Here is a 13,504-nt window from a genome sequence, read left to right as displayed (position 1 = left end):
ATAGAAGTTTAAACTTGAGGCTTTTTCTGTTGACAAAATCACCTATCAAGTTTGCCTCTCAAGATTCTGAGGGATTAAGGTCCCGCTGGGCGGCACTAGAAGCACTCGAGGGCGTGCTTGAAAGCCGCCGCACAATCAATGTTGCGCTAGACAATGCAACGGGATGGAAAAAATTAAAGTCTGAGGATCGTGCCTTTACTAAATTTCTAATTCTGGAAACAGTTCGGCATTTGCCGGAAATAGACCAGATTTATTCGCATTTTCTCAGCCGTCCACTACCACGACGCACACACCGTTTAAAACATCTATTGCGGCTTGGTACCGCGCAACTAGTTTTTTTAAAAACGCGACCTCACGCCGCAGTTAATACAACCGTCGCCCTTGCAGAACAATTGTTGAGTCAGAAATTCAAGGGGCTCGTAAATGCCCTTTTGCGCAAAATAGCGCGCTCTGACTCGAGGCTCAGTCCAGACGAATCAGCTCGAATAAATACACCTGACTGGCTCTGGAAAAGCTGGCGCAAGGAATATGGGGAAGAGAATACTTTGAAGATTGCCCAGCAACATCTGGAATTAGCGCCAACGGATTTGACAGTGGCGAAAGCATGTCCAGAACTTACTTCATATCTTAACGCGGAAACCTTGGAAAGTGGCAGTTTGCGCTGCAGAAACTTTGGCAATCCAGCCGATTGGTGGGGATACGCAGATGGTAAGTGGTGGGTGCAAGATGCAGCGGCTGCTCTGCCAATAAAACTCATTGGTGACGTTAGAGGATTAAATGTAATTGACCTTTGTGCGGCACCGGGAGGCAAGACGGCGCAACTAGCAATGGGTGGGGCTAACGTAGTGTCGCTGGACAGTTCACATTTACGCTCGGAGACCTTGAAGGCCAATATGAAAAGACTGGGTTTGGAATCTAATACCATCGTTTCCGACCTTCGGGATTGGGAGCCATCAATAACAGCTGATTTGGTGGTTTTAGATGCACCTTGCACTGCGACCGGAACGTGCCGCCGGCACCCAGAGATTTTAAGGCTTAGATGCGCCGAAGACGTCCATAAAATGGTGAGGATACAGAAAAATTTACTGGATTCCGGCGCTGCAATGGTTCCCAATGGCGGTACTTTGCTATACATAACGTGCTCGCTACAACCTGAAGAAGGACCAGACCAAGTTACGGATTTCCTCAACCGCTGGACAAATTTTGCCAGAAGCCCCTTCAAACCTCTAACTTGGAAAGGACTTGAAGGCGTTATTGATATGAACGGAGCACTTCGCACCCTGCCATTCCACTGGTCATCCCGAGGCGGAATGGATGGTTTTTTTGCTGCGGCGCTCAAACGCATTTCTTAATCTCCAGAAAGTATGAAAATGGAATACGCAAATCATGAACGCTTAAATGATCAATCTGGCATTAATTCAGCATCAGATCGATCATTCGGTGTGGTTTTTTCGGCGGTTTTCCTTCTCATCGGCGTCTGGCCCTTATTTTGGGGAGAGGATGCGCGGATTTGGTGCCTTTGTATAGCATTTAGTTTCTTTGCAGTGACGCTGGTAAAGCCTCAATTTCTAAGCCCTCTCAATAGAATCTGGGCAGCGTTTGGAGCGCTTTTGCATAAACTTGTTAACCCAATAATCATGGGGTTTCTTTTTTACCTTATAGTTACACCCACGAGCCTTTTAATGCGTTTAATGGGGAAAAGACCTTTGGACCTTCAGTTTGAACATAAGAGAAAAAGTTACTGGATCGAAAGTCCACCACCCAGCGAGCCATCGGTCAAAAGTATGAGAGACCAGTTCTAGGGGATTAACTATGTCTTTAATAAAAGAATTATGGCGTTTTATCCGTGTGAGGAAAAAATTCTGGCTTTTACCAATTATCATAATGATGTTTTTGTTCGGTGGGCTAATCGTTGTAACTCAAGGCAGCGCGGTCGCGCCTTTCATTTACACAGTGTTTTAAATTAAACATGAAAATACTTGGAATTTCGGCCTTTTATCATGACAGCGCTTCGGCTCTTATCGAAGACGGGAAGATTATTGCGGCCGCCCAAGAAGAGCGCTTCAGCCGTAAAAAACATGACAGCGACTTCCCTGCTCAGGCCATCGCTTTTTGTCTCAAAGAGGCAAAGACGAAGCCTGAAGATTTAGATCATGTTACTTTCTATGACAAACCATTTTTAAAGTTCGAGCGTCTTCTTGAAACATATTTAGCTTTTGCTCCTAGGGGTTTTTCAAGCTTTGCTATGTCTGTCCCAATCTGGCTTAAAGAAAAATTATTTCAGAAGAGCCTTTTGCAAAAAAAACTCGCAGCACTAGCACCAGATGTCGATTGGGAGTCAAAGTTACTATTCGCAGAGCACCACCAAAGTCACGCGGCAAGTGCATTTTTTCCATCTCCATTCGACGAGGCTGCTATATTAACTATGGATGGCGTGGGGGAATGGGCAACCACCTCAGTCTTCGAAGGAGAGGGAAATAATCTAGCTGTTTCTCGAGAAATTCATTTTCCCCATTCCCTTGGTCTACTCTATTCAGCATTCACCTACTATACAGGTTTCAAAGTGAATTCTGGAGAATACAAGGTTATGGGCCTGGCACCATATGGTACAGCTACTTACAAAGACAAGATTCTCAAAAACTTAATAGATCTGAAATCGGACGGAACATTCCGCCTAAATATGGAGTATTTTGATTATTGTACAGGATTGTGCATGACTAATGATAAATTTAATCAATTGTTTGGTGCGCCCCCTCGTTTACCAGAGTCAGCCATTACGCAGCGCGAGATGGATTTAGCCGCATCAATCCAAGCCGTCATCGAAGAAGTGGTGTTGCGCCTTACAAGATCACTCGGCAAACAGTTGCAAACAAAAAATCTCTGCCTTGCAGGAGGAGTTGCGCTTAATTGCGTTGCCAATGGCAAGGTTCTAAAAGACGCGATCTTTGAAAACGTATGGATACAGCCCGCTGCCGGAGATGCTGGTGGTGCTATTGGTGCAGCCTTGGCAGCTTATCACATTTATCTTGGCGGGGAGCGCCACGTTTACACTGATTTGGATGGTATGTCTGGTGCCTTCTTAGGACCCACTTTTGAACAATTTGAAATTGAAACTCGATTGAAAAACGTAGGAGCCGCCTTCGATGTTTTAAATGAGGATCAATTAATCTCCAAAACTGCAGACAAGCTCACCAGTGGAGAAGCAGTGGGCTGGTTCCAAGGCAGAATGGAGTTTGGACCAAGAGCACTTGGTGGGCGTTCAATTTTAGGTGACCCGCGCTGTCCAAAGATGCAGCAAACATTGAATCTCAAAGTTAAATATCGAGAGAGCTTCCGCCCATTCGCGCCGTCGGTACTAATAGAGGATGTGGCAGATTGGTTTGAAATTGATAAACCGAGCCCATACATGCTCTTTGTTTCCGAAATAAAAAAAAGCCGGCAAAAAAAAATGACTGCAGCTCAACAGGAATTATTTGGACTTGAAAAACTTAACATAGCGCGCTCTGATATTCCTGCTGTAACCCATGTAGATTATTCAGCAAGAGTTCAGACGGTACATAGTGAGACCAACCCTCGCTACCACAAATTGCTCCGGGCTTTTAAAAATAGAACAAAATGCCCGGCGCTTATCAATACTAGCTTTAACATTAGAGGTGAACCGATTGTCTGTACGCCAGAGGATGCCTTTCGGTGTTTCATGGGTAGCGAGATTGATGTTTTGGCGATAGGGAATTGTTTTCTTGAAAAGGAAAAGCAGAAGCATTCTCTTAGAATAGAGTACAAGGATGCATTGGAGCTTGATTAATGGTAGGAATTTTCCAACATCTATACTGTCGCGGGAAATAATGTATGTCTCAGGCAATTAAGATCGCGCCCTCAATTCTGGCAGCTGATTTTTCACAGCTTGGAGCCGAAATCCGAAAGCTTGACGAGAGTGGTGCAGATTACATCCATATTGACGTTATGGATGGTCATTTCGTCCCAAATATTACAATGGGGCCTGTGGTTGTTGAGGCGCTTCGCCCTCATTCCAAACAACCCTTTGACGTTCATTTAATGATCGAACCAGCAGATCCGTTCCTAACCGCATTTGCCGCAGCAGGCGCCGACATAATAACAATCCATGTAGAGGCTGGTCCGCATTTAGACCGCAGTCTACAGCATATTCGTGAGCTTGGAAAACGGGCGGGGGTATCTTTAAATCCTAGCACACCAGCTTCCGCTATCGAATTTGTTTTAGACGCCGTCGATCTAATATTAGTTATGACGGTAAATCCCGGCTTTGGTGGACAAAAATTTCTCCCGTCGCAACTCTCGAAAATTACTCAAATTCGCGAAATGATAGGGTCGCGGGCAATCGAATTGGAGGTTGATGGAGGCATTAACCCCAGCACTGCCAAACAAGTTATCGAAGCGGGGGCAAACGTTTTAGTAGCAGGCAGTTCAATTTTTAACGGCCCCAATTACGGCGATCGTATAACAGAATTGCGCCAATCAGCTTCATAGCTCTTCAATTTTGACATTAATTCCACTATCACTTTACTACCCCGATTGCAGAAATGCTCTTTCTGTGGTTCATAAGGTCTAGTTGTATTTATAAAATTTTTGTTTGTATCTTTTTAACATTCGTAGCCAATGGCAGGAAAAGGTCATACTTAGCCCAAACTTTAAATCCATAGGCCCTAAAAAGAATTTTAATCGCCTAGAACAGCTTAGCTCAGCACTACACCTCCATTATTTTTGGGAAAAAAGGTGGTTTTTAATCGCGCTGGCAATCGGTACGGGCGTTTTATTGTTGCCGACCCCAGATGGTCTCACTCCTCAAGGACACGCCGTTTTGACAATGGCGATAGTCGCAACAATTTTATTTATCACGGAACCCATTCCATTGCCGAGTGTTGCTCTTCTCATCATAGTCGCTCAAGTGATTCTCCTAGGTATCGACTCAACTACGGTAGCAAAAAGCCTTATGAATGACTCTGTTTTATTCATTATGGGCTCTTTGATGTTAGCCGTCTGTGTCGTTAAACAAAAACTCGACAAACGCATAGCTTGGTACATTGTTCGAATGACTGGAACAAAGACTGTTAATGTCTGCTTCGGAATCTCTGCGGTCTCTGGAGTATTAGCATCGTTCATCGGAGAACATACAGTCGCTGCCATGATGCTTCCGGTCGGTATTACCCTTATCTCTCTAACATCGGACGACCCCAAACGCGTTCGTAATTTAGCGGTTGTCCTGCTGTTTTCTATCTCCTACGGCTGCTCTGTTGCCGGCATTGCGACTCCATCTGGGGGAGCGCGAAACGCAATTATGATTGGCTATTGGAAAGAATTTTTTTTCGACCCAACAAATCCTGAAACGCAAAAATACTTGATTAGCTACCTTAAGTGGATGATCTACGCTTATCCGATGTTTCTTATACAGTTACCTCTTGTGACTCTTGTTTTAGTGCTATCGTTTCGACCTGAATTCAGAGACCTTAGTCGTGCTGTCGTCAAGTTAAGATCGCAGATCGAACAAGAAGGCGCCATGAGCGGCGGTGACTGGCTATCGATAATTGTATTCTTCCTAATTCTTATGGGCTGGATATGTTTTTCGGATCAGCTTGGCATGGGAACAATTGCCGTTCTTGGTGCAGTTTGTTTTCTTGTCCTTGGCATGGTGAATTGGCAAGACGTGAACAACGGTGTGAATTGGGGTGTGGTGCTTCTCTATGCTGCCGCAATATCTATGGGATTACAGATGAAAGATACTGGCGCAGCAATCTGGGTGGCCGAAAGTTTCTTGGAAACCTTAAAGCCACTCGGGGCCGATGAGGGGGTTGGCTTATGGGCTGCAGTTTCTGTTTTAACAACGGGGGTTACCAATACAATGTCAAACGGTGCCGCCGTTGCGGTTCTAGGTCCAATAGTACTCAATATGGCAACAGCTGCAGGCGAGAGCCCAATTTTATTGGGTTTCGTAACTACAATTTCATCAGCCTTTGCTTACTTGACAGTTGTTGGAACCCCCGCCTGCACTATTGTTTACTCATCAGGTTATCTCAAAACCACGGATTTCCTCAGTGTCGGCTGGAAAATGGCATTATTGTCAACCATTGTGATGCTTATAGCGGCTTGGTTTTACTGGCCAGCTGTTGGTGTATAGGAAAGCTAGGATTAAGCGATTATGGAATTAACTGACAAAGAGCTTGAAGAACGGCGAGAGGGGGTACAAGCTTTTCGGGTTCTTTTTTGTATAGACGGGTCCGAAGAATCGTATCAAGCTCTTCAATATTCAGCCACTATGGTGCATCCACTTGAAGCCGACATAGTCCTTTTATACGTGCGCCCTATCGACCATGGCCTTCGAACTGGGGGCTTACAAATCAGCGTTGCCCGACAAAAAATGCTCGATTGGGGCCTCGAGCTACCCGGGATACGTTACCTCAAAAAAGCGCGTGATAAGTTGATAGAGTGGGGTGAAATGGCTGACGATTGGGATTACCACCAGGCACATGCTGATGTTGCTGGCGATCCTTTGGGAAATAACTCTGTCGAGTACATCACTAAAAGCGGTCGCGAGGTTGTGCTTGAATTGAAAGTATCCGCCGGGATCGCGCTGGGTATTCTTGAAAAAGCTGAAGAGTCCCAATTTGATTTGATAGTTCTCGGTGCATCTGAACGCTGGCAAAGCGCCAACTTCAATCCTTTTCGAGACCCCGCTGTGGCGGAAAAAGTTGCTGTTCACTCTCCTTGCTCTGTTTTGATAGCTCGTGCGCTACGCCGGACTGGCCATGGCCACCTAGTTTGTACAGACGGATCAGAACGTTCAGAAATCTTGGTTAACAAAGAAGCCTTACTTGCAAAAAAGTCGAATTTTCCTCTATCCATCATATCCGTGGCGCGAGATGAGGATGAGGTTATTGTTGCGAAAGAATCAGTCTCAAGGGCTGAAGCTATTATTAGAGATTTAGGCGTAAAGATAGAAAATACTTACACTCCAGTTGGTGATCCCGTGCGCGAAATTATAGAGGTAGGAAAAAATTATTCATTAATCGCATTAGCTGATACTGGTAAGACCGGGCTCAGAAAATTTTTCATGGGTAGTGTTGCTTTTCAAGTAATGGAGCACGCAGAAAATTCGGTTTTGGTCGTGCGCTAACTTAAACTTTTAGCGCAACCAATCTTGTGGTGGGATATTTAAAATCGTACCTGTAACTTATTAAATAGAAGTGCTCGGCCACTAGGAAAACATGACACTGCGCCACAAACTCCTTCGAAACCTGATGAGAACGCCCGCATATAATGCAATACTGGGGTCTGGAGGGCAGAAAAAAGTAAGAGCCCCAAACACAATAAATTTTCCCCGGCCTCAGGATCTTTCAGTTGCTAACGCCATAATGCATGGTCATTTCACACTGGCTGGGGGCACCTGTGCAATAGACGATAATATATGGAAAACCAGTGGCCCAACCGAGACCTGGTTTGGGGCAGTCCACGGGTTCTTGTGGTTAAACGATTTAATTTCGCTTAAACATCCTGACACAAGCAAGAAAGCCGCCTTTCTAATCGATAAGTGGATAGATCAGCATTTTAATTATTCTATGAAAGTTTGGCGGTCCGACTTCACGGGGCGTAGGGTAATCAATTGGGCATGTTTTGCAAAACAGCTTTTTGAAGTAAGCGGTCCTAGTTTCCAGGATCGGTTTTGTCAGAGTATATCAAGGCAAATTAGACACCTCAGAAAAGCCGCGCAATTTGATTGCGATGGAGCAGCACGTATTGCCGCCCTTGTCGGATTAATTGCAGGCGAGACTATTCTTAGCAACCAAGGAGAAGTTTCCGGGCGTTCTGCCAAGGCTCTCAAAATCGAGTTGAAGCGCCAGGTCCTAGCTGACGGAGTTCACGGATCACGTTCACCAGAAGCTCATCTCGACGTACTGTGTGATTTAATATTACTCCGGGAGCTTTTAATGAACACTGGGGTTACGGTACCAGAGTCACTTTTCAACGCAATTGATAGAATGACACCGATATTGAGGTTCTTTCGCCATGGTGACGGTGCTCTTTCTCAGTTTAATGGGGGTGGAGAGACTTCGAGGGGCTTGATTGATCATGTCCTCAAGGTAGCTGCATCGAATGGCAAGGCACCAATGAGAGCCCCCCACGCAGGTTTTGAGCGCTTAGCAGCTGGCGATATGACAGTGATCTTAGATACCGGCACACCAAATCTTTTCCCTTCGCTCAACCCCTTGGGACATGCTAGTTCGCTTAGCATGGAACTGAGCGTTGGCACGGAGCGGCTTATAGTTAATTGTGGCTGCCGCTTAAACCTCAATTCAGATTGGCGGTGGGCTTGTCGTTTTACGGCCGCACACTCAACGTTGGTGGTAGCCGAAACTAATTCCTGCGAACTTATAAAGACAGGAGGTGCAAGAAAAACTCCTGTGATTGTTGACTCCGATCGAGGTGATGCTGATGGTAATTGTTGGCTAAGCGCTAGCCATAATGGATATGTATCACGATTTGGGCTCACCCATCGCCGCCGTCTTTACATTGGAAAATCGGGTTTGGACCTAAGAGGTGAGGATACACTCACTGGCGACAAAAACTCACCCTTTAAAATACATTTTCACCTCCACCCGGATATTGATGTATTACTCCGGCAAAACCGTACATCGGCCCTAATTCGAACAAAGTCAGGTTCTGCTTGGCATTTTCGGATTTCTGGTGGAGCGTTAAACCTTGAGGACAGTGTTTACCTCGGTGACAGAGCGTTTGCAAAACGGTCAAGACAGATTGTGGTCAGTGGCGAAACATTTGATGCAGCCACTACTATAAAATGGGCACTACAACCTGAAACTTTAGCCTTCTAGGAATTAAAGGGACCAATAACGCACTTTCTCCGGAAGCGGCACACCTCGCCAAATACCCTTTATGTCAGCTAACAATCCATTCGAGTGCAAGAGGCGTTCGGGATCAATATCACGGAATTCAGAGTGAGGGACTGCGCCGACGATAGCGCCATAAGTCCCTGTGACCTGATCCAAAAGCGAAATACCATACACCTCTTTTGTTTCTAAAGCATTTGCCAATGGGTCGTAAACATCAACTTCAAATCCGAGCTTCTCAAGCTCCTTAACAAGGTCTGCAACCTTGGAATTTCGGATATCTGGAACGTCTTCCTTAAATGTTATACCAAGAACAAGTATGCGGGTCTTGGCTGGACAAAAGCCAGCTATCCTTTTGGCTAATGCACAACTCATTCTATCATTTATTCGTCGACCCGCGAGCAAGATCTCTGGGGTTATTCCAGCGTTTTCAGCAACGTGCGCAAGGTAGTATGGGTCAACGCCGATACAATGTCCCCCAACGAGGCCAGGCCTAAAATCTAAGAAATTCCATTTGGTGCCAGCCGCGTCAAGAACATCTTGTGTGGATATACCGAGACGATCAAAAATCAGTGATATTTCGTTTACAAAAGCTATGTTTATATCACGCTGCGCATTCTCTATTACCTTGGCCGCCTCAGCGGTACGAATATCAGCAGCGACAAAGATATTGTCACCGTTTACAGATCCATAAATTGCTTTCAAAGTATTAGTGACGGAATCATTTTGCCCAGACACTATTTTTGTAATTTGATCTATCGTGTGGGTTTGATCGCCTGGGTTTATTCGTTCGGGTGAATAGCCCAAGAAGAAATCCTCACCCGACACAAGACCTGAAACACTGGACAAAATATTACCACAGATATCTTCTGTTACTCCGGGATATACTGTACTTTCGAATACAATTATTGATCCCCGATTCATAACCCTCCCAACTATCTTTGATGCACTTATGAGGAAACCTAGATCGGGTTTTGCATCCTTATCAATAGGGGTCGGAACTGCTATAATAAAAACTTCACTGTTGGACATATCACTAGGGTCACAGGTAAACCTAAGCCGTGCCCTCCCTAATTGAGTTCGGGATATTTCGCCAGTGTTGTCAAAGCCTGCCTTAATTTCTCCTATCCGCACTTCATCTTTATCAAACCCTATCACTTTGTAATTAGATGCTAACGCTACTGCTAATGGCAATCCCACATAACCTAAACCGATAACGGCTATAGATGGCTTTTTTAAGTCTGAAATTTTAGAATCACCCATTAAACCTTGCCTTTCAAACAAAACCGATAGCGGCTATACATCAAAACTTCCACCTACTCGGTTGATCGTTACCTGTCAAATATAAAGGGGTACCCGCACTTGACGTTCAGGCCCTGAACGGTCTATGTTCAGGGTCTGAACACGTTTGCTATATCAAAATTTTTTTGCCGCTACCTTTTGTGCTAGGGAGAGGGGTGATGAACAGCAGCAAGACTTCAAACGAAGCATCAAATAATGAGTCCCAAATTACACTTGGTCTCCTCAATGCGGTCCATGAAAATAGTTCCATCACACAACGATTAGTTGCTCGTGACCTTGGAATTGCTCTCGGCCTAGCTAATGCATATTTGAAGCGATGCATACGGAAAGGTTATATAAAGGTAAAGCAAATTCCATCAAATCGTTATGCCTATTACTTAACCCCTCAGGGATTTACTGAAAAAACTCGGTTAACTGCAAACTACCTAACATATTCATTTACTTTTTTCCGTCGTGCCAGAAAACAATGTTTGGCCGCTCTGCAAGAATGCGAACACCGTAATTGGAAGCGTGTTGTTCTGGCCGGAACAAGTGAACTCTCAGAAATACTTACACTCACAGCGGGAGATACCAATATTACAATAGCTGGGATTGTGGACAAAGGGTTCAAACATAAAAAATTCGCAGGCCTCGAGGTGTTTTCTTGTCTTAATGAAATCGGCCAGATAGACGCTGTAGTGATTACCGATGTCAATAATCCTCAAGACTGTTTTGACCGACTGCTGAACCAATGGCCGCGGGACCGAGTCATTGCGCCGCCCATTTTAGGGATTGTGGATAAAAAAAATATTTCGCCGGATGACCCGACAGGAATTTCAGTATGATAAACTGGTACGTAGTTTACACGCGGCATGGTGCAGAAAAACTTGCTGAAGGGCATCTAATCCGACAGGGCTTCCAAACATACCTCCCGTTATGTCGCAAAACCACAAGGCACGCTCGCCGAGTCGCGCATGTGTCCAAGCCTCTGTTTCCTCGTTATCTTTTTGTTGCAATCGATGTATCGGAACAAAGGTGGCAATCTATTAATGGTACTTTTGGCGTAAGTTGTTTGGTCTCAATGGGTGATCAACCGCAGGCGCTCCCCATTGGCGTGATCGATGAGCTGAGAGCGCGCGAAACGGGCCGGGGTTTGATCGAAATTTTGCCAGAAATCCCATTCAAGGCAGGCGAAACAGTACGGCTAACAGGTGGGGCACTCATAGATCAAGTGGGCCTCTTCCAAAAGCTCGGAGAGAAAGACCGGGTAAGTGTCATGCTCGATATGTTGGGGCGTAAATTAGAAGTCCAGGTGCCGCTTCAGACTGTCTGCGCTTACACTTAATACCAATTACCATTCAGTTGGCCCGCAGCCAACATGAGGTTATAAGGAAGTTATGGAATGGCTTTTCCCCGCCTTCATATCGTCGATAGCGGCTAGCATCGCTATCACCAAATTGGTGCTGAATGAACTCAAGCGCCGTTCGATCTTAGACTTGCCCAATCGAAGAAGTAGCCATCAGCAACCCACTCCTAGAGGCGGGGGTATCGCGGTAATGGCAGTTATAGCGATATGCTGGTCAGTACCAGCCTTGAATTCACCCATCGCTGCAGCGCTCTTGGTTGGAGCCTTATTGCTAGCTATCGTATCGTGGATCGACGATTTGAAGACTGTGAAGATTATAGTTCGTTTATCGGCTCAGTTTGCTGCCGTAATACTGGGACTCTTCTTCCTCGACAATGAAGGATACCTATTACAAGGCTTAGCCCCAAAATGGCTAGATCGCGTATTGGCAGCTTTTGTCTGGGTCTGGTTTATTAACCTCTTCAATTTTATGGACGGTATAGATGGGATTGCCTCAATCGAGACAATGATCATTTCCTTCGGGCTCACGATTTTGAGTGTTACCTCCCCCTCAATTGCACCAGAGCCTTGGTTATCACTCAGTATTCTCGGTGTAGCAACTGGTTTCCTGAAGTCGAATTGGCCACCGGCAAAGTTGTTCCTTGGCGATGTTGGCAGCATTCCTCTGGGTTATATACTAGGGGGGCTTCTCTTGTTGGTTGCGATGAGAGGGGCGTGGCAGGTAGCGCTAATCCTTCCACTTTATTTTCTCCTGGATTCAACAATCACGCTTTGCCGCCGATTATTAAGGCTCGAGCCAATCTGGCATGCTCACAAAGAGCATTTTTATCAACAAGCAGTAAGTACCGGGAAATCGCACGCAGAAGTTACGACTGCTGTAGCTATTTTGGGGCTTATCCTTGTTGGGCTTGCTCATCTCTCTTTTGGACAGCCATTTTTATCAATTACAGCTGCAATAACTCTAACCGTCAGTTTAATGATGTGGATGGTTAAGTGATGAGGAATGTTTTAGTAACTGGGGCCGGCGGTTTCGTTGGTCGGCATTTGACACCGGTCCTTGAAAATGCAGGTTGGAATGTGAAAGGTGTGGGCCGCCGTGAAATTGGTGATCTCGAACTGGACCTAGACTGGCGCCAACACTTAAACGGTATCGACGCAGTTGTGCACCTTGCAGCTAGAGTACACAGGTTGGGTGAAAAGGGTGATGACCCTAACGTAACCGAATCCCACTTCCGAGCTAACTACAATGCAACAATAAATTTGGCGCAGCAAGCCGATTTAATAGGAGTAAAAAAATTTATTTTCATAAGCACAGTTAAAGTGCTTGGCGATAAGAACGATCGCCCATTCGACGGCGAAGCAATGTTCAACCCAAGCGATCCCTATAGCCGCTCAAAAGCCGCTGCTGAACAGTTTCTTCTCCAAAAGATCAAAAACATGTGTACCACGATCATTCGCCCTCCTTTGGTATACGGTCCATATGTGCGAGGAAATTTTCAAAAATTGATACGGATTGTGGAGGCTGGCCTTCCTCTCCCGCTTGCAAATATTAATAATGCTAGGAGTTTATTATATGTTGGTAATCTCGCGGACGCTATCCGCGTCGCCCTTGATGCGCCTCCAGGCATTTATCTGCCGAGTGACAAGGAAGCCGTCTCAACTGAGACCCTGATTAGAACACTCGCTGCCGCTCTGGGTCGTCCAGCTAGATTATTCGCAGCCCCAATTGTATTGCTAAGGATCGCAGGATATATAACAGGGAAGGCAGAGCTAACCCATCGTCTAATTGAATCTCTTACTGTTGACGGCAAAATCCCAGACTGGCATCCACCGTATAGCTTTAAAGAAGGAATAGCCGAAACTGTGGCGTGGTGGCGGAAAAATAAGGAGAGCGAAAATCAGTAGCCTTGTAACAAACCGCTACCATCGCTATTAAGATTCTCTATGATTTTATTTCCACGATTTAACCGTTCTCGCATCG

General features: G+C 45.5%; 13 protein-coding genes. 12 read left to right on the top strand and 1 reads right to left on the bottom strand.

Annotation, left to right across the window (positions count from 1 at the left end):
- Positions 1–29 precede the first annotated feature (29 nt).
- The 8 genes from VX941_05110 to VX941_05075 all read left to right on the top strand — a co-directional run bounded on the left by VX941_05110 (position 30) and on the right by VX941_05075 (position 8,861).
- Complete coding sequence (locus tag VX941_05110) at positions 30–1,352, top strand: RsmB/NOP family class I SAM-dependent RNA methyltransferase (GenBank protein MEE2932787.1); 1,323 nt, start codon at positions 30–32, stop codon at positions 1,350–1,352.
- A gap of 18 nt (positions 1,353–1,370) precedes the next feature.
- A complete protein-coding gene (locus VX941_05105; protein MEE2932786.1) occupies positions 1,371–1,802 on the top strand; it encodes an SxtJ family membrane protein in 432 nt (143 codons plus the stop codon).
- Positions 1,803–1,812: 10 nt separating this feature from the next.
- Positions 1,813–1,962: a DUF5989 family protein gene (locus tag VX941_05100; GenBank protein MEE2932785.1), complete on the top strand. Its 150-nt coding sequence runs from the start codon at positions 1,813–1,815 to the stop codon at positions 1,960–1,962.
- A gap of 7 nt (positions 1,963–1,969) precedes the next feature.
- Entirely contained in the window at positions 1,970–3,805 is a 1,836-nt protein-coding gene (locus tag VX941_05095) for a carbamoyltransferase (protein ID MEE2932784.1), read from the top strand.
- 44 nt (positions 3,806–3,849) lie between these two features.
- Positions 3,850–4,506 carry a ribulose-phosphate 3-epimerase gene (rpe, locus tag VX941_05090; GenBank protein ID MEE2932783.1) on the top strand — a complete coding sequence of 219 codons (657 nt, stop codon included), beginning with the start codon at positions 3,850–3,852 and terminating at the stop codon, positions 4,504–4,506.
- Positions 4,507–4,651: 145 nt separating this feature from the next.
- A complete protein-coding gene (locus VX941_05085; protein MEE2932782.1) occupies positions 4,652–6,151 on the top strand; it encodes a DASS family sodium-coupled anion symporter in 1,500 nt (499 codons plus the stop codon).
- A 21-nt stretch (positions 6,152–6,172) separates the two neighbouring features.
- Entirely contained in the window at positions 6,173–7,147 is a 975-nt protein-coding gene (locus VX941_05080; protein ID MEE2932781.1) for a universal stress protein, read from the top strand.
- Between the two features lie 124 nt (positions 7,148–7,271).
- Entirely contained in the window at positions 7,272–8,861 is a 1,590-nt protein-coding gene (locus VX941_05075) for a heparinase II/III family protein (GenBank protein MEE2932780.1), read from the top strand.
- Between the two features lie 3 nt (positions 8,862–8,864).
- Here the strand turns inward: VX941_05075 and VX941_05070 are convergent, their stop codons facing one another.
- Entirely contained in the window at positions 8,865–10,139 is a 1,275-nt protein-coding gene (locus tag VX941_05070; GenBank protein ID MEE2932779.1) for a nucleotide sugar dehydrogenase, read from the bottom strand.
- Between the two features lie 197 nt (positions 10,140–10,336).
- Here VX941_05070 and VX941_05065 point away from each other — a divergent pair, with 197 nt between their 5' ends.
- Genes VX941_05065 through VX941_05050 form a run of 4 tightly spaced genes read left to right on the top strand, consistent with a single transcriptional unit; the run spans position 10,337 to position 13,428 of the window.
- The gene (locus VX941_05065) at positions 10,337–11,002 is read left to right on the top strand and encodes a winged helix-turn-helix transcriptional regulator (GenBank protein MEE2932778.1); all 666 of its coding nucleotides are present in this window, start codon (positions 10,337–10,339) and stop codon (positions 11,000–11,002) included.
- Positions 10,999–11,502 (top strand): transcriptional activator RfaH, encoded by a 504-nt coding sequence (locus VX941_05060; protein MEE2932777.1) that lies wholly within the window; start codon positions 10,999–11,001, stop codon positions 11,500–11,502. The genes VX941_05065 and VX941_05060 overlap by 4 nt, the downstream gene beginning before the upstream one ends.
- A gap of 52 nt (positions 11,503–11,554) precedes the next feature.
- Positions 11,555–12,520 (top strand): glycosyltransferase family 4 protein, encoded by a 966-nt coding sequence (locus tag VX941_05055; GenBank protein ID MEE2932776.1) that lies wholly within the window; start codon positions 11,555–11,557, stop codon positions 12,518–12,520.
- Complete coding sequence (locus VX941_05050; protein ID MEE2932775.1) at positions 12,520–13,428, top strand: NAD-dependent epimerase/dehydratase family protein; 909 nt, start codon at positions 12,520–12,522, stop codon at positions 13,426–13,428. The genes VX941_05055 and VX941_05050 overlap by 1 nt, the downstream gene beginning before the upstream one ends.
- Positions 13,429–13,504 lie beyond the last annotated feature (76 nt).

The sequence above is a fragment of the Pseudomonadota bacterium genome, assembly GCA_036339585.1.
Taxonomy (GTDB): domain Bacteria; phylum Pseudomonadota; class Alphaproteobacteria; order UBA8366; family UBA8366; genus UBA8366.
Note: the sequence above shows the minus strand (reverse complement) of the source record. Positions and strands in the feature narration are given on the sequence as shown.